Source organism: Paenibacillus chartarius (assembly GCF_042432825.1).
Taxonomy (GTDB): domain Bacteria; phylum Bacillota; class Bacilli; order Paenibacillales; family NBRC-103111; genus Gordoniibacillus; species Gordoniibacillus chartarius.
Window position 1 is genome coordinate 19,986 of sequence record NZ_JBHLWN010000122.1, and the last position, 19,886, is coordinate 39,871.

The 19,886-nt window shown below is 50.3% G+C and carries 18 protein-coding genes and 1 pseudogene; 13 read left to right on the forward strand and 6 right to left on the reverse strand.

What is annotated here, in order from left to right; translation table 11 throughout:
• Positions 1 to 84 precede the first annotated feature (84 nt).
• The 8 genes from ACFFK0_RS29525 to ACFFK0_RS29560 all read left to right on the forward strand — a co-directional run bounded on the left by ACFFK0_RS29525 (position 85) and on the right by ACFFK0_RS29560 (position 6,006).
• A complete protein-coding gene (locus tag ACFFK0_RS29525; protein ID WP_377474828.1) occupies positions 85 to 252 on the forward strand; it encodes a hypothetical protein in 168 nt (55 codons plus the stop codon).
• Positions 245 to 718 (forward strand): EVE domain-containing protein, encoded by a 474-nt coding sequence (locus tag ACFFK0_RS29530; RefSeq protein ID WP_377474895.1) that lies wholly within the window; start codon positions 245 to 247, stop codon positions 716 to 718. The genes ACFFK0_RS29525 and ACFFK0_RS29530 overlap by 8 nt, the downstream gene beginning before the upstream one ends.
• Positions 699 to 1,142, forward strand: coding sequence for a MarR family winged helix-turn-helix transcriptional regulator (locus tag ACFFK0_RS29535; RefSeq protein ID WP_377474830.1), 444 nt, complete (start codon positions 699 to 701; stop codon positions 1,140 to 1,142). Before ACFFK0_RS29530 ends, ACFFK0_RS29535 begins: the two co-directional genes overlap by 20 nt.
• Positions 1,143 to 1,350: 208 nt before the next feature.
• The gene (locus ACFFK0_RS29540) at positions 1,351 to 2,022 is read left to right on the forward strand and encodes a TetR/AcrR family transcriptional regulator (protein ID WP_377474831.1); all 672 of its coding nucleotides are present in this window, start codon (positions 1,351 to 1,353) and stop codon (positions 2,020 to 2,022) included.
• Positions 2,019 to 3,431, forward strand: coding sequence for an MATE family efflux transporter (locus ACFFK0_RS29545; RefSeq protein ID WP_377474833.1), 1,413 nt, complete (start codon positions 2,019 to 2,021; stop codon positions 3,429 to 3,431). The genes ACFFK0_RS29540 and ACFFK0_RS29545 overlap by 4 nt, the downstream gene beginning before the upstream one ends.
• A 421-nt stretch (positions 3,432 to 3,852) precedes the next feature.
• Positions 3,853 to 4,491 (forward strand): CGNR zinc finger domain-containing protein, encoded by a 639-nt coding sequence (locus ACFFK0_RS29550; RefSeq protein WP_377474834.1) that lies wholly within the window; start codon positions 3,853 to 3,855, stop codon positions 4,489 to 4,491.
• Between the two features lie 143 nt (positions 4,492 to 4,634).
• Entirely contained in the window at positions 4,635 to 5,552 is a 918-nt protein-coding gene (locus tag ACFFK0_RS29555; RefSeq protein WP_377474836.1) for a pyridoxamine 5'-phosphate oxidase family protein, read from the forward strand.
• 88 nt (positions 5,553 to 5,640) lie between these two features.
• Positions 5,641 to 6,006 (forward strand): hypothetical protein, encoded by a 366-nt coding sequence (locus ACFFK0_RS29560; RefSeq protein ID WP_377474838.1) that lies wholly within the window; start codon positions 5,641 to 5,643, stop codon positions 6,004 to 6,006.
• Between the two features lie 119 nt (positions 6,007 to 6,125).
• Here the strand turns inward: ACFFK0_RS29560 and ACFFK0_RS29565 are convergent, their stop codons facing one another.
• Together ACFFK0_RS29565 and ACFFK0_RS29570 are read right to left on the reverse strand one after the other, a co-directional pair.
• Positions 6,126 to 7,004, reverse strand: a complete 879-nt coding sequence (locus ACFFK0_RS29565) for a DUF2935 domain-containing protein (protein WP_377474840.1) — start codon at positions 7,002 to 7,004, stop codon at positions 6,126 to 6,128.
• Positions 7,001 to 7,960 carry a DUF2935 domain-containing protein gene (locus tag ACFFK0_RS29570; protein ID WP_377474842.1) on the reverse strand — a complete coding sequence of 320 codons (960 nt, stop codon included), beginning with the start codon at positions 7,958 to 7,960 and terminating at the stop codon, positions 7,001 to 7,003. Before ACFFK0_RS29570 ends, ACFFK0_RS29565 begins: the two co-directional genes overlap by 4 nt.
• Positions 7,961 to 8,173: 213 nt before the next feature.
• Between ACFFK0_RS29570 and ACFFK0_RS29575 the strand changes: the two genes are divergently transcribed.
• The 3 genes from ACFFK0_RS29575 (at position 8,174) to ACFFK0_RS29585 (ending at position 11,228) form a co-directional block, all read left to right on the forward strand.
• On the forward strand, positions 8,174 to 9,499 hold the full coding sequence (locus ACFFK0_RS29575; protein ID WP_377474844.1) for a hypothetical protein: 1,326 nt from the start codon (positions 8,174 to 8,176) through the stop codon (positions 9,497 to 9,499).
• 471 nt (positions 9,500 to 9,970) lie between these two features.
• Positions 9,971 to 10,762 carry a hypothetical protein gene (locus ACFFK0_RS29580; protein ID WP_377474846.1) on the forward strand — a complete coding sequence of 264 codons (792 nt, stop codon included), beginning with the start codon at positions 9,971 to 9,973 and terminating at the stop codon, positions 10,760 to 10,762.
• 4 nt (positions 10,763 to 10,766) lie between these two features.
• The gene (locus tag ACFFK0_RS29585; RefSeq protein ID WP_377474848.1) at positions 10,767 to 11,228 is read left to right on the forward strand and encodes a hypothetical protein; all 462 of its coding nucleotides are present in this window, start codon (positions 10,767 to 10,769) and stop codon (positions 11,226 to 11,228) included.
• 138 nt (positions 11,229 to 11,366) lie between these two features.
• Here ACFFK0_RS29585 and ACFFK0_RS29590 read toward each other — a convergent pair whose 3' ends face one another.
• Together ACFFK0_RS29590 and ACFFK0_RS29600 are read right to left on the reverse strand one after the other, a co-directional pair.
• Entirely contained in the window at positions 11,367 to 12,185 is an 819-nt protein-coding gene (locus ACFFK0_RS29590) for an Ig-like domain-containing protein (RefSeq protein ID WP_377474897.1), read from the reverse strand.
• Between the two features lie 60 nt (positions 12,186 to 12,245).
• A pseudogene (locus tag ACFFK0_RS29600) lies at positions 12,246 to 13,700 on the reverse strand (lamin tail domain-containing protein); the annotation flags it as partial.
• A gap of 301 nt (positions 13,701 to 14,001) precedes the next feature.
• Between ACFFK0_RS29600 and ACFFK0_RS29605 the strand changes: the two are divergent.
• The gene (locus ACFFK0_RS29605) at positions 14,002 to 15,204 is read left to right on the forward strand and encodes a macrolide family glycosyltransferase (protein WP_377474850.1); all 1,203 of its coding nucleotides are present in this window, start codon (positions 14,002 to 14,004) and stop codon (positions 15,202 to 15,204) included.
• A 2-nt stretch (positions 15,205 to 15,206) separates the two neighbouring features.
• On the opposite strand, the gene ACFFK0_RS29610 is transcribed toward ACFFK0_RS29605, so the two are convergent.
• The gene (locus tag ACFFK0_RS29610; RefSeq protein ID WP_377474852.1) at positions 15,207 to 15,584 is read right to left on the reverse strand and encodes a CcdC protein domain-containing protein; all 378 of its coding nucleotides are present in this window, start codon (positions 15,582 to 15,584) and stop codon (positions 15,207 to 15,209) included.
• A gap of 180 nt (positions 15,585 to 15,764) precedes the next feature.
• Here ACFFK0_RS29610 and helD point away from each other — a divergent pair, with 180 nt between their 5' ends.
• Entirely contained in the window at positions 15,765 to 18,185 is a 2,421-nt protein-coding gene (helD, locus tag ACFFK0_RS29615) for an RNA polymerase recycling motor HelD (protein ID WP_377474854.1), read from the forward strand.
• 65 nt (positions 18,186 to 18,250) lie between these two features.
• Here the strand turns inward: helD and ACFFK0_RS29620 are convergent, their stop codons facing one another.
• Complete coding sequence (locus ACFFK0_RS29620) at positions 18,251 to 19,822, reverse strand: type 2 periplasmic-binding domain-containing protein (RefSeq protein ID WP_377474900.1); 1,572 nt, start codon at positions 19,820 to 19,822, stop codon at positions 18,251 to 18,253.
• Positions 19,823 to 19,886 lie beyond the last annotated feature (64 nt).

Consider the following 19,886-nt stretch of genomic DNA (forward strand, 5'->3'; position numbering starts at 1 on the left):
TTTATGGCTGCTCAAAAATTAATATTTACACATATAATATAAATGAATATAATATGTACATATACAATTGAAGGGGCGATGTAGATGTGGCAGGTTGAGCATTTCCTTACGAAAAAGGTCAAGGCGGAAACGATGTGGGGGCTGTATAGCGATATTACGACCTGGACAACTTGGGATAAAGGGTTCGTAAGTGCTACGCTGGAGGGACTAGCTGCTTTGGCACTGGAGAAGGAACGTGTGTGTGGTGAGTGAAGTGGCGAAAAAATCCTGCCGGTATTGGATTGGCGTCGTCTCCGCCTCTCATGTGTCTCGAGGGGTGAAAGGCGGGTTTGCCCAGCTCTGTCATGGGAAGGCAGCGCCCCTTAAACGGATGCAAGCCGGGGATTGGCTGATTTATTACTCGCCTCGCACGGATCTGCGGAACGGGGAGCCTCTGCAGGCATTCACGGCGATCGGACAGGTGCTGGATGACAAGGTATATGAATACCGGATGTCTGATTCGTTCATACCATTTCGCCGTAACATTCGCTATACTGACTGTAAAGAAACGAAGATCAGCTCGCTGCTGGAGCAGCTTAGCTTCACGCGTGGCGAGAAAAATTGGGGCTACCGGTTTCGGTTCGGCCACTTTGAGATCTCGGAGCAAGACTTTCGGGTCATTGCGGAGGCCATGTTGAACAGCACGGAGGGAAAGACACATGAGCTCGGAATTCAATAACGCAGAGGAAAGTCCCGGCTTTATACTGTGGCAGGTCACGAACCTATGGCAGAAGGCGATACGGAATGCATTGGATCCCTTTGAATTGACCCATCCGCAATTCGTGCTCCTTTTTTCCTGCAAGTGGCTGATTGAAAAGAACGATCACCCGGGCATTACTCAGGTTCAATTAGCACAACATGCACAGATGGACGTTAATGTCACGTCGCAGGTGCTGAGGACGCTGGAGAAGAAGGGCTATATCGAGCGCCGGCCCCACCCGACGGATTCCCGAGCGAACATGATTTCCGTCACGAAGGCGGGGGACGAGGTTGCTTCGCTGGCCGTTCAGGCCGTAGAAAAGGAGGATAGGGACTTTTTCTCCGGCCTTGGTCATGAGATAGGACAGCTGAATCGACTTCTGCGTCAGCTTGCGAAGCGGTAGCCGACGACCATCACATATGCAGGGAAAATCATTGTCCAATGGCGGTTCCATAGAACGCTTATCGAGGCCATCCTTTGAGGATGGCCTCAAAACTTGCCCTTACGAATAGCGCGGTGAACCGTATGTTTATGAATCTTGACATCCATTGTATTGACCGTATAATCAAGAATAGAATGAACGTTCATTCTATTCTTGAGGAGGGAACCAAATGTACAGAACATCAAAGGAAACACAGGAGCGTAAGGACGCCAAACGTCAATTGATTCTGGATACGGCGGCGAAGGTTTTTGCGGAGCGGGGGTATCATCATACGTCGGTCAAGGATATTGCCGGTGAGGCGGGGATCTCGGTGGGCAGCTTTTACTTTTACTTTAAGGGTAAAGAAGAGTTGTTCGTAGAGCTTTATGATTCTATCGTGCTGGCTTTTCAGCAGACGACGGACATGGTGCTGGATATCCATAACTTTTCCCTTCCCAAGAACATGACGAGGGTTATTACCGCAAATTTATGGATGTACCAAAACAGGCGGGATATCGCCAGGGTTATGTTAATTGAGGCAGTAGGTTTAAACCCGGCGTTTGAAAAGAAGCGGGCTGAAAGCATTCAGGATTCATGCAGAAGTATGGAGGAGTGGTTTAAGCGTTTCAAGATTAACAATCCTGTACGGATTCCCAATGAGCGAGTCGCTGCGTTAGCCTTCGAGAGCACTTTTCATTATTTAGTCGTTGATTGGCTGCAGAGCGATGAAGAGCGCAAACTCACAGATTCGGCCTATGCCCTCTCCATTTATAATCTACAAGCGTTGGGAATCCAATTCCAGGAACATGAAATACAACGCTATGTGGAAGAAACCTTGAGCATGCTGGAGGAACAAAAGTGAAGTCGAAACGTCAATTTGGCAAAGATTTTACGTCGGGCAGCATTCCCAGGCACTTGGTTCAGTTCGCTCTGCCTATTCTTATCGGAAATTTGCTTGCGACCGGATACAGCGTTATCAACATCATTTGGATCGGAAGGCTGCTTGGCACAGAGGCGGTTGCGGCTGCTGCCGTTAGCCTGCCCATCTTTCTGGCAATGGTTGCGCTAAGCTCCGGTGCGACGTTAGCGACTTCAATCCTGGTCTCCAGAGCTTATGGAGCGGGAGATCATAAAAAAATTCAGCAAGTGGTGAACAACTCATGGTCGGTTGCCCTAATTGCGATCGTACTTGTAACGGCAAGCGGGTTGCTGTTCGCGGATACGTTGTTAAGACTCCTTAGTACGCCTGCTGAGATTATGGGAATCGCATCCGGTTATTTGAAGCTTACCATGCTGAGTTTTGCCTTTATGTATATGTCTTATCTGATTGCATCGGTTCTCCGGGGAATCGGTGATACAACCATTCCGCTAATGTTTATTGTCCTTTCAACGGTTGTGAATGCGGTATTGGACCCGCTGCTGATCATTGGATTCGGTCCGATTCCTTCGTTGGGGTTAAATGGAGCGGCGGGTGCGTCTATCCTTGCAACCGGAATATCCGTGGTACTCGGTTTTCTTTATGTGAGATACAAGTATAGAGAAGGGCCGATCAACCCAACCCGTCTGCTCTTTGAGAGAGCAATAATCATGGATATTATGCGGATCGGGCTTCCCTCTTTTGTACAGCAGATGTTAGTCTCGTTGGGCTATGCGGTTATTACGATATTCGTCAATGGCTTCGGCGCTGCGGCAACGGCTGCGTTCGGGGTAGCCGGCAGGATTGATTCCATTGTGGCCATGCCGGCAATCGCTGTCATGATGGCTGCATCCACGCTTACGGCACAGAATTTGGGGGCGGGGAAAGCAGACCGCTTGAAGCATATTCTAGGCTGGGGCATCCTCATTAATATTCCGGTCATTGCTGCGATTTCTTTGTTATGCGTAACGTTCCCCGAAGCGATATTGCAAGTATTTGTAAAGGATGAGGATGTTGTAAGCAAGGGTGTTGAATACTTAAGGCTAGTCGGATTCGGATATTTGTTCTTTATCGTGTTCTATGTCTCGAACGGTATTATCAATGGAGCGGGAAAAACGATCTCAACCATGATCATATCGCTAATTTCTTTATGCCTTGTGAGAATTCCGCTTGCAGCATGGCTGTCCAATACCGAGCTTGGTATCCGGGGCGTTTGGCTTGCTATCGTTCTCAGTTTCGCGGTAACGACAGCAGCAAGTCTATTATATTATTTCTCGGGAAAATGGTTGAAAGGTGTGACCGCAGTACATGATAAGCAAGGTGAAGAACATCCTCTGTCTACAACTTCCGATTGAGTTCACAATAAACGGCCAAAGCCAGGTTATTCGCCTGTATTGTTAAGCGGTGGCGAGGAACGAATTCTTGTAGATGATCGCAGGCGATGCAGTCGTAATTGAAGAAGATGAGCTTTGTATTGCTAACCCGCAGTACACGGTTAGAATTAGTGGAGGCTATAGCATCGGTTCGACGATTGTTGACCTACGAAATAAAAACGTTACTCTGCTATCACGGCGGGTGCTTTCGAGGCAACGTGAACGATGCGTTACAAAACCTGGTGGAACGCTATTCCGAAGCAATGTGACTCTTGCGGCCGGCAGGTGCCTTAATGAACCCGCTGCCGCATCTTTACTCACTACGCAACCATACAAACAAGAATGGTGCTATAATTTGTATACGGTGACGACGTTATTTTTGTAAAGATGAAGGAGTAAGCAGATGCCGAAGAAAATAGCCCCCAGCTTTCTTTTTATTGGAAATCATCCCGTCTTGGACTTTATCAATACGAAGATCGCCGTAGACGGTAAGCCGGTTGATTTACTTGAATCGTTCCCCAATATGCTCGATTGGTTGTACAAAGCGGGCTTTCTTAATGAACAGGAGAGGGGACAATACGAACAAAGCTGGGGAAATAACGACCAAGGGTTCTATGCATTAGAAGCCGCAAGAAAGCTGCGAAGTACGCTGCTGACGATGATCGAGCTTTGCAAGAGTGGAGAAAACATGGAAATTCCTCAGGATTACCTGGAAACTATAAACGACTTACTCCATGATCAGGTTATTACAATGAAGCTTGTATACACAGACCATGGTTTCGTTACAGAGAGGCATGTGAAAATTCAAACGCCGACCGATCTTCTTGCTCCTATTGCCCGGGCAGCTATGGACTTATTTAGCAGAAACACGTTTTCCTTGATTAAAAAATGCGGCAATCCGGAATGTGTGCTGTACTTTTACGATAATAGCAAAAATAGCACACGCCGATGGTGCAGCCAAAAAACCTGCGGTAATCGGATGAAAGTGATGGCCTACCTTGAACGACAGCGGAATGAAATAGGAACGGAGAACGAGTCTTAGAACCTCTAGGGCTCGTTTTTTTTATGTCGTAGGAGGAGGATGAAAGGTTTTATTAATACCCAAAATAGATGTTTACAGGTTAATGAAACAGTGGTATAGTAACCATAAAGTGGTTTTGGTGGTTAATAAAAGAGGTGACGAAGATGACCGACGTATATCATTCGGGTGAGCTGAGCGTTCAAAGGTTAGCCGGTGCGGAAATTGCAGCACAGCAAAACAGCAGAATTGTGAGAACCAGCATCCCCAAAGGTGCCGTTGCCTTCTTGAAAGGTCAAGCTCTGATGATTGTGGCTTCCGTTGACGAGAAGGGAAGGGTGTGGAGCTCGTTCTTGACCGGGGATCCCGGTTTTATCGATGTGGAGGATGAGGTAACGATTACGATCCACTCCGATCCAGTTAAGAATGACCCTTTACTTCGGAATCTGGCTTCGAGCCCCGAAATCGGTTTGTTGGCGATTGATTTCAGCAAAAGAATGAGAATGAGAATAAATGGAACGGGATACTTCGAAGGGGGCCGGCGGCTAGTAGTAAAAACGGAACAAGTTTATGGCAACTGTCCGCAGTATATCCACAAAAGAACCATGTCTCCAAACGGCGTTTTTCAAAGATTGCTGAAGTCTGAGCAACGTGGTCCAGGTCTAACTCCCGAACAACAAGTATGGATTCGAAATTCGGATACATTTTTCATTGGAAGCAGTAGTTCCGAAGGGAAGGCGGATGTTTCACACCGGGGAGGGCCGCCGGGATTTATCAAGGTAATCGATGAAAGGACGCTCCTCTTTCCCGATTATTATGGCAATTCGATGTTCAATACCCTTGGCAATATTTACAGCAATCCAAGTTCAGGGCTGTTATTTATTGATTTCAATAATGGTCACTCGCTGCAGCTAACCGGAAAATCCGAAATTATTTGGGACGTGAATACATTGACCGAGTTTCCCGCGGCAGAACGGATCGTTCGATTCGAGATCAATGAAGTTCTGTTTACCGAGAACGGTACGCAACTAGGTTGGAGCTTTGTCGAGTTTTCCTCTACCATTCCGACGTTGGTAATTCTATGAGGAGGTGCTGCGGATAGGAAAATTAGCAAGTGTTCGTTACTCAGAATCGAAGAAAATGTCATAAACGACAAATTGAGGAGGAAGTTAGATGGTAACTAACAAGTATGTAATCATTATTCAAGCGAATCAACAAGATGTGGGTAAAGCGGTTCATGGATTGTTATACGGACAAGAACTGCACGACGAGGGTTTCGAGGTTGAAATTCTTTTTGACGGATTGGGAACACAATGGCCAAATGTATTCAATAGGGCGGACCACCCCTTCAATCCATTATTTAAGCAGGTGATGAAGTCAGGCATCATTAAGGGCGGCTGCCAGGCCTGCTCCGGATTTTTTGAAGTAGCGGAAGAAGTTCAGTCAGCGGGTGTTCAGCTGTTGGGCAATGAAACGACGGGGGGACATATTCCTTTTGCACAATATATCAAAAATGGATTTATCCCCGTTATTCTTTAAGCGAAAGCTGGCATGATCCGAAGGCGCACTCATCTTTCCGATAAGCTAACATGTAAAAAAACCGCTCGTCCGGTGACCGGATGGGCGGTTTCGATGGGGAGGCAAGCCGGGTACTATCCTTACAGGCGCGACTCCAGCTTGTCGATAATGGACAGAAACTTCGCCGCTTCCCTGGTTACATGAGAGGCCAGCTTCGGATCCAGGATACTGCGTACCTGGCAGTTCTCGATCAGTTTGGTGGCCTGTTCCTTGAAGGCGCGAAGCTCCAAAGCAGCCCCCTTGTAGATCGTCAGCTGATCACGCATGACTTCCGTGGAGGGAGAACCGAAATCCAAATTTCGTGCCTGGTAAACTAACAGTTCAAACTGTTTGCCGAAATCGCGGGAGATATTGATTAGCGTTTCTTCTTGCGGATCAAGCAGATGGGCAATGAACTTGGAATGGTCCGCCATAATCTGCAGGAAGAAGATATTCTCGTCAATCACGTCGTCGGTGACGGGGTGCTCGCGCCGGCTTTGAATTTGCTTAAGGGTCTTTAGAAAATAGACCGCTTCTCTTCTCACATGGTCAATCAGCAAGGGAAAGTTAAACCCTCTTAATTTGCAGAACGATTCTTCCATCACATTTTGCTTAAACAGGGCGATCTTGTGGGTCAAAACAAGCGTATCTTCATTAAGCTTGCTTATTTGTACCGGATCAGCAGGAGTCTTATAGGCAAGATCCAATTGTTTCTCGAAGATGGTCTCAAATTGTTCGGCCTGCTTAATCAAACGCGTAGCATCGGGTGGAAGGCCGGCACGTAAGAAGAAGGCGTGTTCCATCATGATACGCAGCCAGAACTGGTTTTCCTCCAAGGAACGGTCGATGTATTCCTGATCGCTTAGCGTCGTGGAGCCCTGTTCCTCGATGTTGTCGTAATCGGAGTAAATCGACGTAGGGTCGGTAGGGTCCCCCAAATCAAGTTTTGGTAAAAATCGGGGCAGGATGATCGTTGTCACGGTTCATGTCTCCTCCGGTCAGCGCTGGGAGTGTTCTTAATGCGTGCTTCCATTCGGTCTAATACACTTAGATACTTACCTGCTTCTCGAGTTATATGTCCGATGATGTTAAGGTCGGCGATACCCCGGATCTCCTTCTCCTGGGTCAGCCGGTGAATCTCCTCCATGAACCCATGAAAGAGCAGCGTTGAACCGCGGAAAATGGTCAGCTGGGAGAGAAGTGCAGTCTTTGTGGGAGGCTCGATTTCCAAATTTCTCGATTGCATAGTCAACACTTTAAACTTATTGCCCATGAGCCTGGCCAAGTCGAGGATGTCATCCTCGTCGGGGTCGAGAAAGTGAAGGGCGAATACTCCATGCTCGGCCATGATCTTCAAGAAAAACTCGTTATCCTCGACTAGCTCCTCAATTAGCGGGCGTTCCACTCTGCTGTTCAACCGTAAGAGCGTCTTGATGACATAGAGCGGCTCACGCCGGATGTGTTCAGCCGTCTTGGTCCAATTCGTGCCCCGAAACTCGCCGTTGACATTGCGCTCAAACACCTTTTGTTTGTAATCCATAGCTCGTTTCAATAAATCGACACTGTCAAGGTTCAACCGTTCAACATCCGCCGGGTTGGAAGGGGTTCCCCGAAGGGCCCGGTGCAGCTGTTCGGCGAAGGCTTCCTCAAATTCCTCGGCTTGCTCCAATAAGGCCTTTGCCTCATTCGGCAAAGTGATCTTAAGGAAGAAGGCATGCTCCATCATAACCCGCATCCAGAAGCGATTCTCTTCTAGGGAATTCTCGACAAATTCTTGATCGGTCAGTCTGCGCCCTCCGCTCAATCTCTGGAACAAGTCATCCTGGGCAGGCTCTACCTCGGAACGGGGCAAGGCTCCCATTACGCGATCATCCGCGGAAAATTGAGCCGGCTCTTCAACTGCACCCGGCGCTGCGTCTTGAACAGACGTCTCCATTGTTACCTACTCACTCCAAATTCCATATTTTTACCACAACGTCATGTTGCCCTAAGGAACAGGAAGTATTCTTCATGCCTGCGAATCATCATGGTGTCCTCTACGACTTGTAATAAACATTAAACTGTGGATTATCGTTGAATTGGATATTTACCCATGCGTTTTGTTCTGTAATGAATAGACTATGTTGAAATACCCAAGGGGAGGGATTGAATGGGCAGAATTCAAGGACTGCCAGGACTGCCGGGACCCCAAGGACCGCAGGGACCCCAAGGACCGCAGGGGCCACAAGGGCCGCAAGGACCACAAGGACTACAAGGACCGGCAGGTCCTCGTGGGGAAACCGGGCCACAGGGGGCGGCAGGACCAGCAGGCCCACGAGGAGATATCGGGCCGCGGGGTCCCGCAGGTCCGGGTTCTATATTTTCCAGTCAGGCTAATGATACGGTTTCTCTACTACCAACAGGTACGGTCGTCTCTCTGGAGCTTCCGCCGCTTACCGCTTCAGAAGGGGATAGAATTAAACTGGATTCAACGGCGGCAATCACGTTCGGAACGGGCAGCGTTACAGCCTATAGTTTGAATGTTTCTTATGTTTTACGGAGAACAGGGTCATCTCCTGCGATCCTAACAAGCGCCTCCATTACTAGAAGCAGATCATTTTCTGCGGCGGTGACCTCTCAAGATACAGTGTTCCCTACAATTACATGGGTTGATATGCCTCCTGCCGGTACCCATACTTATCGCATTGAAATAAGTGCAACAACGGCGGCCAATATTTCATCTTTACAAGTCGGCAACCGAAATTTGAATGCAATTGCCCAAATTGAGACAGATCCATTCAATATATATGTCCAAGCGGGAGCAGTAGGAGGAAATGGCACTCGGGAACGTCCTTTCGGTACGATATCAGAGGGGATAAATGCTGTTGCACCCAATGGTACGGTTCATATTTTAGCAGGCACTTATGTAGTTACATCACAGATTGCGGTGAACAAGCAGGGAATCACGTTGTTGGGGGAGCCTGGGGTACTAATCAGATCCGAAGCAAATATCATACCTTTCCTCGTAGTAGGCAGCAATATTACATTGGACGGCCTCACGATAACGAGCGATGTTCCTTATGCAAGAGAATTCATTCAAATTGGCGGGAGCAATAATCGGTTATTAAACAATACCATTTACGGACCTCTACAGCCGCTGCCGATGTCAAATTGGGTAGTGAATCGTGCTGTCGTTACACAGTCCAATAACATGACGAATTTACTTGTTCAAGGTAATAGATTCTATTCCTTACGCACGGGGATGTATATAAACCCGGGTACAACCGGCAATATTTTGAATAACGTTGTCTATAATACGAAAGGCGGCTTTCTGGTCGATAGAGCAACTTTTGTGCTTCAAGGAAACTCATGGGGGACGCCGCCTAATGAATTTGATATTGTGCTGCTGCCGGGGACGGCGTTTGGACCACCGTATGACCCGACGACAACATTAAGTGCTCAGAATAATAACGCTACGATATCGGATCAGAGATAATTATCTTTCGCCAGTGATGAGTCTCCAATAGTTGCCCTCTTTAGCAGCCGGCCAATAACGATCGGCTGCCTTTTCATTAGGAAGGGCAATACAGATGCATAAATGGCAAATTATTTTTAGGGCGCCAAGGTTAGTATCATCCCTTTGCCTACACATATGGTATCACAACCGATGTGGTGTTTGACCTGCACTAAGATCTCCATGGTTATTTCTCCCCGGGCTTTCAGTGGCTATCTTTGTTAGCAATTGTTATGTATTTTCCCTCGGCAAGCTTTCTTTTTGTGAATTATTTCCTAACCGGACGGGGCTCTCACTTGGCATTGAATGGATTATTTTGCAGACCGAATTTTTTTATTACAACGATTGGAAGCTGTGGTATTCAGCAATACTATATCCAATTATTTTCTTGATACTTATCGGTAATTTGAAGCTTGTCAGAAAGCTTATACAGCATAGTTAATGGAGGACACCTTGAATAATTACAGAAATGCCGAAAATAAATTCCGCCGCTACAAAGCCCATGTTTCCATTGCCGGTACCACCCAGTTTCATATCCGAAATCCCTACGCTATCGCTTGGTGGTCCGCCGCTTTTCCGGGTTTTGGACATTTACTATTAAGCAAATATTTGCGCGGGCTTTCCTTATTTATCTGGGAAGTGATTGTGAATTATAACGCCAAGATTAATCTGGCCATGGTGTTTTCGTTTAGCGGAAATATAGATTCAGCCAAAGAGGTGCTGGACCCAAGATGGATGCTGATGTATATTCCCGTGTATTTGTTTGGCATATGGGACAGTTATCGGACCTGTGTCGATATGAATAAAGTGTATTTGCTTGCGGAGAAGGAGGATGCACCGTTTAATTCGTTCACCATCGGGGCCATGGAAATCAATTATTTGGACAAGCGCAAGCCCGGGATGACCGTTCTGTGGTCCTTATTCATGCCAGGCCTGGGGCATCTGCATATTCACCGCGTAGTCACCGCTTTTTTCGCGCTCGCTTGGACAATTGTGTTTCTATATTTCTCCAAGCTGCTGGTCGCCGTCCATTACCTGTTTCATGGGCAAATTACAGAGTCGACAGCGGTGCTTGACATACAATGGCTGCTCTTTATGCCTTCCATGTGGGGGTTTGCAGCTTATGACTCGTATATAAACACCGTAGAAAACAATAAGCTCTTTGACAGTGAACAAAGAAATTTTCTGATCAAACATTACCAAAAACCAACATTCCGGGTGAAGAAGGGCAAGGTTGTGAGATAAAACGATGGTACAGATTTTTTCGACCTTTGAGCACTCCACCAATTTAGAATTGGCCATTATGGAGCTGGAGAAAAACGGTATTGGGAAAGACCATATTTTCGCCGTACCCTTAACAAACCGCAAAACGGAGAGGCGATTGTTTGACAGCATTCACAACGCAGACGGCATTTCATTGACTAGCACGGGAGCAGCTCTCGGAACTGCGCTTGCTGTCGTTGGGGCCAGTGTCGGGTACAAGCTGGCATGGGGGCCCATTTACTGGGGGCTGATCGGTGCGGCAGGCGGATTTGTCTTTGGGGTTTGCATCGACTTATTCTATTACAAAGTCATCAAAAAGCAGCAGCGTCTGCTGCGCGGAAAAAATTCAGAGGTTATCCTCGTGATTGAGTGCGAGGAAGCAAAAGCGGATACGGTGGAAGCTGTGTTATGGCATCATTTCGCGATCGGGACAGCACGGGTAGTGTGAAAAAGGGGCGCCCATCGTCACAAAGCCAAGTGGTTCGCCGACCGTTACGCCATGGAAAGACAGGGAGGGGCCCCGAGGTACCTATTGAATCAAAAGGCAAAGGGAGCTAGCTGCTCCCTTTACCTCACTTCGTCTCAATTAGTTTACGATACGTACGTCGTCGATGTTTAACCGCTGTCCGGATGTTCCGGACACGACGATGCGGAAACGGACGGAAGAAGCTTCATTCACGGCAATGATTTGCTCCGTCAGCGTTGCCGACGCTGTGACAGCCGCAGTCACATCGGTCCAAGTTGAACCGTTGTTTACCGATTTTTGCAGCTTCCATGTTGCACCGGAATCGCTGCCGAAGTTGGCCACGAAGAATTTGACCTCCTTCGCGGAGGCTGCGTTGAAGTTCATATCGAGGGAGCCGGAGGCTCTGATTCGGGCTGACTGCAGGCCGTTCTTCTTGTCGGTGCTTAAGTTACCGATCAGTGCGTTGTTAAACGCCCAGGAACCGGTAGACAATGTAACGCTGCCGTTCGCATAAGCGCCTTTGGTTCCGGACTCAAACGTTTCGTTCAGCAATACGGTCGATGCCGCGGTGACCGTAATGGCGAAGGTATCGCTCACGGTCCCGCCGTGGCCGTCATTGGCCGTAACTGTAATGCTGGACGTACCGACGGATACCGGAGTGACGGTGAGCTGCTTGCCGCTTACGGACACGGTGGCGATGCTTGCCTGGCTGGAAGCGGCGGTCAGTGTCAATGTGTCGCTGTCCGCATCCGCGAATGTATTCGTCGCATCGATAACGACAGCGCTGCCGCCTGCTGCAGCCGAAATGTCCGCAATCGGATTCGTTACGGTTGGAGCGTTATTGCTGCTAACTACCGTATGCGTGCCGAGTCCCGACGCATAATCCGTCGCATACGTATCCCATTCCGTGCTGTTGTAGGCAGTCGTGCCGGAGGTCACGGTGCTTTTGCGGGCAAGCGTCTTATCCGTGCCGAAAGCCGTCCCCGCCGTTCCAATGACATCGACGATAGTCCCATTTTTCTTCAGCGTTACGGCATCGTCGCCGTTAAAGACGATGCTGCCGCTGGTTGCGTCCGCAGCACTAAGAATGGACGAGCCTGCGCTCGAATGCGCAAGAACATAAACATCTCCGTTCGCTAGCGTGCCGCTTAACGGAATGGCGGTGCTCGAATTCGACTGCGTAATCGTATAAGCGGACAAGTCTACGGAAGCGCCGGTTCCATTGTAGATTTCAAGCGCCTTGTTGAAGCCGGAGCCTTCTACGTACTCGGAGAAGAACAGGTCACCTGTGGCGCTGCCGCCGCCATTGCCGCCCCCGTTGCAATATCCGTAGCCGAAGGAGCCCGGTTTGAACGTGCAGGTGTCCCACCACTTGTAGCCCGCTGCGGGCGCAGACCACGGCTCGGCCTGAGGCTCTGTCGAGGACATAGGGTCTTCCATGGCCAGCAGTGTCGTAACCGGGTCGAGCTGCAGTCCGCTTACCTGACTTAAGCTGGTATACGATTCCTTCGTGGTGAGCCAGTTCACCATGTTGACAAGGAGAACGCCGTCGTTCTGTTCTTTAAAGCCGTCATACGTTTTCTTCGAACCGCCCGTTTCTTCACGAAGGTATTTCGGTGTCGCATCCTCCACTGGTGAGGAGTCGCCGATGAAGGCAGCTTTGCCTGCGCCGACCTTCGAGACCGCGGCATAAGGCCCTTCATTGCGGCCTCCGCCTTCATATACGCCTTGATCGACCGCGTTCGCCCATTTAGCAGTGGTAGCAGGCAGATAGACGATGCCCTTCGCCTTCTGCGGATCGGTGATCGCGAGCGTCGAGCCTGCGTGCATGGCAACGGCAGATACTCCCTGCGTAATGTTGAATGCTTGGGAAGGGGCTACAATATCAGTGGCCGTAACGTCGCCGATCGCATTGTAGCGGAAACGAACCCCAAAGTTGGAGCCGAGCCAGTCGGAGCTGGCCACATCCTGCATGGCTGCAGAACCGGCCTCTTCCGTGCTCATGCCTTTGGCCGGGTTGCTCCACGCGCCTCGGCGGTATCCGTTGAACGCTTCGGAGGAGTCCCAGCGGTTTTTGTTGCGGTCGGCATTATAGTGGTCGGCGATAAAGAAGATGCTTCCGCCGCTTTGGACGTATTGCAGCATGGCGGCCTGTTCGGTAGTCTTGTAAGGAATGTTGGCTTCGGGGATTACGAATACATCGTAGCTGGAAAGGTCGGCATACGTAAGCGGAGTCGTTTTGCGGAGCTCCTTGACATAGTAACCGTTGTTCGCCAGTGCGTTTGCAAAATCCGAAAATGCGCCGTCAATGACCCAATCCGCAGCACCGGCAGTCTGGCCGTGTGTGTTGTCAAACAAAACCTTCTTCCCGTTGGCGGTTCCAACAGGCTGCAGCTCGGGAGCCGGATCCAGCTGGCTTTCCGCGCTTGCCGCGGGGACTAGGCTTCCCAGCATTAGCGAGGCGGCGATCAGCGAGGCGTAAACCTTGCGGTTCAAGGTGCGAACGTACGATTTCAAATCATTTTCCTCCTTAGTTGATAATAAGTACTGCGATAGATACAATAAACCACCTTCCGAGATGCGGGCTTGTATGCCCGAAACCCATCATCGCACAGATTCTGTTAAAAATGTGTTAAATTATTAATAAATTATAATAAACAAGCCCGGAGAGCCGGTGACTGGGAATTGGATGATTGGTCGCAATGATAAATAAGGGACAGACCCTTAATTTTATAGAACCGAAGGAGCGGTAGAAATGGCGCGCGTGTTATTCATTAACGGCGGATCAGAGGGGCATATCAATCCAACGATTGGCGTCGTGCAGGAGCTGATTTCGCGTGGGGAGGAGGTTGTGTATTTTTGTATCGAAGCTTTTCGGGAGCGTATGGAGAAGACAGGAGCTTCCGTCCGAACATTTGATGGTCAAAAATTGATTAAAGCCTTTGTCTCGGGCGGAAGAAGCTATTTGCTCGAAAGAGTCAACGGTCTTCTACTTACGGCAGATATCGTCATACCAAGCGTTCTTGAACAGATTCAGGGAGAGCATTTTGATTACATTATCCACGATTCCATGTTCGGCTGCGGCTCTTTGCTGGCGCAAATGCTCAAGCTTCCTGCCATCAGTTCTTGTACTTCTTTTGCGCAGACGAAAGAATCGTTCGATAAAACGCTGGAACCATTCTTTACGGAAGTCCCGGCAGAAATCGTTAAACCGATCGCCGATACATTTCAAAATCTGACGGCCCTGGCGAAGATTCGATTTGATGTGGAAATCCATTCTCCTTACGAAGTGTTTTGTAATCCTGCCCCGCTAACCATCGTTTATACGACAAGGGAGTTTCAACCTGATGGAACATCGTTCGGCCAGACTTATAAATTCGTCGGTCCATCCATCTCTTCACGATTCACGAAGGAAAGCTTCGATTTTCCTGCCATCAAGGGGACAAACCCGACATACATTTCGCTCGGCACCGTGTTTAACCAATCGATTGATTTCTATAGGCTGTGTTTCGAGGCATTCGGGAATACCGACCAAACGATCGTCATGTCGGTGGGGAACAGGGTTCAAATTTCCGATTTAGGGGACATTCCTCAAAACTTCATCGTCAAAAATTACGTTCCACAGACGGATGTACTGCAATATGCCCAGCTATTTATTACCCATGGCGGGATGAACAGCACCCATGAAGCTCTCTATTACGGGGTTCCGCTCATCGTTATCCCGCAAAGCGCCGATCAGCCGATCATTGCCGGGCAAGTCGCTGCTATTGGAGCGGGCATCTCATTACAAAGGCAAAGCTTGACCGCCAATCGGCTGCGTGAAGCCGCAGATCATGTGCGCAGCAGTTTCTCTTTCAAGAAAGCCGCTTCCGGCATGGGGGAATCCTTTCGGCGGTCGGGCGGGTATCGCCAAGCCGTTGATGAGATTTTCGAATTCAAAAGACGGCATCACATGTAAAACTAAAGTTTGGCGGTCCGGCTCACCAAACGGCGGAATTTGATAAACGATACGATCCGCCAAGGAATAATATAGCCGAAGGCCACCGTCATGAATAGGGCTGCTTGCCCTTGGGGGTCCATGCCCTGCAGCTCTTGCCGAAGAAGTAACCGGATGAGAACAATACCTGCAAAGGCGACGACAAATCCCCAGTTCTTCTTGGCATAAACAAGGTTATCTTCGCGAATCTCATAGCTCGTGGTCCAAATCAGCGGGATGGATAACACCACACCCAGACCAAAGGCGGCTCCATAAGCCCACATAGGGACAGTGAGATCCGGGTTGAAGTCGGTTGGATAAATTTGTAAAAACAAAAACCCGGCGATTCGGCCGGGTTTCACTTTTTATGGAATTGCGCACAGAGTGACTCTGTGGTATCATGAAAAAACCACTGTGGTCAATTTCGAAAATTGAACGTAATTGCCGCATCTTATCTTCACTATAATCTTATCACACGCCATCGCGGTTTGTCAAACGTTCTTTTTTCATCAGTGAAAACGGGAAGGAGCGTATTCAAGAGCATGATCAACGAGAAGGATTGGAAGCAAGAGCAGGAGCGGCTGGAGCAGGTGACGGAAAAGCTGCAGGAGAGAATCGCCGAGCTGGAGCCGGAGGTGGCCGGCTTGCGGAATCAGGCGGGGGACATCCGCAAACGATTCTGGGAAGAAGTGACGGTCAACACGAGCACCCAAGAGGATTTTGAGGAGACCTTCTACAGTATTAAGCAGCAAGAGGCGTTGTTGTCGGAGCGGGAGCGCAGTTACCGGCTGCGAATGCAGCAATGGAAAGGCATGAAACGGCTGCTGAAGTCGCCGTACTTCGGGCGGATCGACTTCCAAGAGGATGGCTTGGGCTTCAGCGAGCAGGTCTATATCGGCGTATCGTCCTTCGTCGACTCGGATGGCATGAGTTTTCTGGTCTATGACTGGCGTACGCCTATTGCGAGCATGTACTACGACTATTCCCCGGGCAGAGCCGCTTACGACACGCCGGGCGGACGCGTTGAAGGGACGATGGAGCTGAAACGGCAGTACCAGATCCGCGACGGCCGGCTTCTGAATGTGTTTGACACCAGCGTAACGATTGGCGACGAGCTGCTGCAGCAGATGCTCGGTATGGGTGCGGACTCTCAGATGAAGAGTATCGTGGCGACGATCCAGAGGGAGCAAAATGCCATTATCCGCGACGACACAAGCCGGATGCTCATTGTGCAGGGGGCGGCCGGCAGCGGGAAGACGTCCGCGGCGCTGCAGCGGGTGGCGTACTTGCTGTACAAACACCGGGAGCGGCTTAAGGCTGACCAAATCGTTCTGTTCTCGCCGAATCCGATGTTTAACAGCTATGTGTCCACCGTTCTTCCCGAGCTCGGCGAAGAAAATATGCAGCAGACGACCTTTCAGGAATATCTTGAATACTGGCTGGGGACGGCGCTTCGTCTGGAGGACCCTTTCGATCAGATCGAATACGTGCTGACGGAACAATCCACACGAGAGTATGAGGCCCGGTTGCAGGGGATCGAATATAAGGCGTCCGGAGCGTTCCTTCAAGCTCTCCGGAATTATGCGGAGTGGCTCGGGCGGGAGGGCATGCGATTCCATAGCATCCGCTTTCGGGACCGCGATTTGATCACTGTCAAACAGATGGAAGACCAGTTTTACAGCTATGATCCTTCCATCCGCTTGGCCAATCGCGTCGACTTGCTGCAGCAATGGCTCTTGCAGGAGCTGACCTTGCTGGAGCGCAAGGAGCGGGAAGAGCTCTGGGTGCAGGAGGAGCTGAATTATCTCGATAAGGAGCAGTACGTCGCCGCGTATAACGAGCTGAACAAAACGATAGGTGTCTTTGCCTTCGCCGAGCAATATGAAGAAGTTCAAGAGGCGCTGAGTAATAAGATCCGGCGGGACGAAAGGGACTTCGACTACGCCGAGCGGGAGGAAGAGGTGCTGCGCCGCATGGTCGTGAAGGAGCACTTTCAACCGCTGAGGCGGAGCGTGAAGCGGAAGGCGTTTATCGACACGGTTGGACTGTACGCCCAGCTGTTCGGCGATAAGGATGTTTATCGGACGATGACGAAGGGGAGCGAGGTGCCGGAGCACTGGCCGGACATCTGCAAGCAAACCAAGGAGCAGCTTGATCGGCATGAATTGTTTTATGAGGATGCGACACCGTATCTGTATGTCAAAGAGCTCGTCGAGGGCGTCCGGATGAACACGGAGGTACGGCATATCTTCGTCGATGAGGGACAGGATTACTCGATGTTTCAATACGAATTTCTCAAAAGGCTGTTTCCTCGGGCCCGCATGACGGTATTGGGCGATTTCGGGCAGGCCATCTTCACGCAGTCGACGCAATTGGACGGAGAGGACTCCCCGCTCACCCGGTTATACGGCGAGTCGGATACCAGGCTGATTCGCCTCGTCCGCAGTTATCGGTCTACCCGCGAGATCGTGGAGTTTACGAGGTCGCTGCTGCCGGGCGGCCGGGAGATCGTGCCCTTCGAAAGGAGCGGGAAGAAGCCGCTTCTTTCCAGGGCGGACAGCGGCGAGCAATTGGCGGCGCGAATGGCGGAAGACCTCGCGGCGCTTCAGGCGGAAGGCTTCGCCTCGATCGCCATCATTACGAAAACATCCGCCGAAAGCTTGGAGGCATACAACCTATTGACCGCGCAGGGATGCCCGTCGCTGCGGCACATTACGAAACAAACGCCGACTTTCGAGAAGGGAACGCTGGTCATTCCCGCGTATCTCGCGAAGGGCGTTGAGTTCGACGCCGTTCTGATCTATGATGCTTCTTCGCGGACGTATCATCGGGAAAGCGAGCGCAAGCTTTTTTATACGGCATGCACGCGTGCCATGCATCGGCTTCTGCTATACGCGACAGGAGAATGGACGCCATTCGTTCAAGCATTGGATGCTTCATTGTATGAGGTAAAGTGCATCTAATCCGGTAAAATGCAGCCCGGTACCGCACCGGTACCGGGCTTGTTCTATCCCATGAAAATGAAATATTAATTCTCGGCGTTGCCGTGCTGCCGATACCAATCATTGGCTTCCTGCAGCACTTGGGCTCCGCCGGTATTCATAAACTCTTTGACAAAATCATGGAAATAGTCTACAGGCTTTTCGCCGGTGATGATGGAGAAATAAGCTTTATTTTTCAGCTTGATCAGCTCGGGTCCATTCTTGATTAAGGAGGGAGTGGCCACTTCCAAAGCATTGTAGATGCCGTCCCGATCCAGGCCCAAGGTCGAAGCCCATTGCTCTCTGCGTTCCGCAGGCTTCGAGGGCACGGTCATGCCGATATTGGCGCCGATCGTGTTCTGAAAGCTGAACATATTGTCGTAGGGAGGCAGCAGGATGAAGTCGTTCTTCGAGGCGTCCGCCCATTTCCAATGCTTCCCCTGCGTCCCATAGATCATCGACGTATGGATATCCGGATCGGGGTTGGCGCTGACGTAGTCGAGTATCTGAAGAATCTTCTCCATTTTGCCCGGTTCCTTGGCCGCGTCGGCGCCGATCGCCGTGAAGCTCATCAGCATATCGTAGGCTTTGGAGCCCCGCTGGCCGCCCGGTCCGCTGATCGGCTGGCCGAACACAATCCGGGCCCCCGGATTCTTGGCGGTAAGCTCCTTCGCATTAAAGGAGGCTTCTACGGGAGTCTCGCCGCCGTTCGAATTCCATACCTCGTAATCGCCGTTCTGTATCCAATGATAGTAGTTGCCCATGGAGGTCATGCCGATTTTGCCGTTGATGAAGGGATGGGACAGATGCTTGTAGCCTCCCTTATTTTCCCCGGTAATAAATTCAGGATCGATAATGCCGTCCCGGTACCATTGGCGCAGATAGTGCAGGGCCTCCGTCATTTCCGGCTGAAGGGCTCCGATGACCAGATTCCCGTCCTTCACATTGAAGTAGAGCTGATCCGCGAAGACGATTTGCCCGAACGCGCCGAAGACGACATTCATGCCTTCACTGGACAAGCCGTACGTATCCTTGATGCCGTTGCCGTCCGGATCCGCATTGGCGAATGCGTAGATGACCTTCTCGAAGTCAGCAAGGGTTTCGGGAACCGGCAGGCCCAGCTTATCGAGCCAATCCTTTCGATAGACCACGGGGATGCGATAAATATTCGTCGGGTTGATGACAGGGATGCCGTAATAGTTTCCATCGATCTTACCGTAGTCTTGGTAGGCGGGAGCGAAGTCCCGGATGGCCTTCATAATGTTCGGAGCGTTCTTGTCCAGCATGTCCTCGGGAATTTCGGCCAGCATGCCTTGCCGTTGATATTTCAGAAGGTCCTTGGTCTGGCGGATTCGGAAGAGATCGGGAATAGCGCCCTGCGCCAGCTTCATGTCGAGCAGCGCTTCATAGCGGTTGTTCTCCAGATTCCACACATTCAGATCGACGTTAAATTGATCTTCCACATACTTGACCATCTCCGCATTCTCGGGAACGGGGAGATTCTGATGCATCGTCCAGGAAATCCGGTATTGCGGAGCGGCCGAAGCTGCTTGGGCATGCCCTTCGTCAGCAGCATACAAAAGGCCCGACTGGATGCCGCAGCCGCTTAGGATGCCCATGGCGAACACCGGCAGCAGGACTGCAAACGAGCGTATTCCCTTTATCTTCACCTTGCAACCGTCC

What these genes read in the sequence shown, in the direction of transcription:
- ACFFK0_RS29525 (WP_377474828.1), top strand. Translation starts at nt 85, where the DNA reads ATGTGGCAGGTTGAGCATTTCCTTACGAAAAAGGTCAAGGCGGAAACG.
- ACFFK0_RS29535 (WP_377474830.1), top strand. Translation starts at nt 699, where the DNA reads ATGAGCTCGGAATTCAATAACGCAGAGGAAAGTCCCGGCTTTATACTG.
- ACFFK0_RS29540 (WP_377474831.1), top strand. Translation starts at nt 1,351, where the DNA reads ATGTACAGAACATCAAAGGAAACACAGGAGCGTAAGGACGCCAAACGT.
- ACFFK0_RS29550 (WP_377474834.1), top strand. Translation starts at nt 3,853, where the DNA reads ATGCCGAAGAAAATAGCCCCCAGCTTTCTTTTTATTGGAAATCATCCC.
- ACFFK0_RS29555 (WP_377474836.1), top strand. Translation starts at nt 4,635, where the DNA reads ATGACCGACGTATATCATTCGGGTGAGCTGAGCGTTCAAAGGTTAGCC.
- ACFFK0_RS29560 (WP_377474838.1), top strand. Translation starts at nt 5,641, where the DNA reads ATGGTAACTAACAAGTATGTAATCATTATTCAAGCGAATCAACAAGAT.
- ACFFK0_RS29570 (WP_377474842.1), bottom strand. Translation starts at nt 7,960, where the DNA reads ATGGAGACGTCTGTTCAAGACGCAGCGCCGGGTGCAGTTGAAGAGCCG.
- ACFFK0_RS29575 (WP_377474844.1), top strand. Translation starts at nt 8,174, where the DNA reads ATGGGCAGAATTCAAGGACTGCCAGGACTGCCGGGACCCCAAGGACCG.
- ACFFK0_RS29585 (WP_377474848.1), top strand. Translation starts at nt 10,767, where the DNA reads ATGGTACAGATTTTTTCGACCTTTGAGCACTCCACCAATTTAGAATTG.
- ACFFK0_RS29605 (WP_377474850.1), top strand. Translation starts at nt 14,002, where the DNA reads ATGGCGCGCGTGTTATTCATTAACGGCGGATCAGAGGGGCATATCAAT.
- helD (WP_377474854.1), top strand. Translation starts at nt 15,765, where the DNA reads ATGATCAACGAGAAGGATTGGAAGCAAGAGCAGGAGCGGCTGGAGCAG.
- ACFFK0_RS29620 (WP_377474900.1), bottom strand. Translation starts at nt 19,822, where the DNA reads ATGGGCATCCTAAGCGGCTGCGGCATCCAGTCGGGCCTTTTGTATGCT.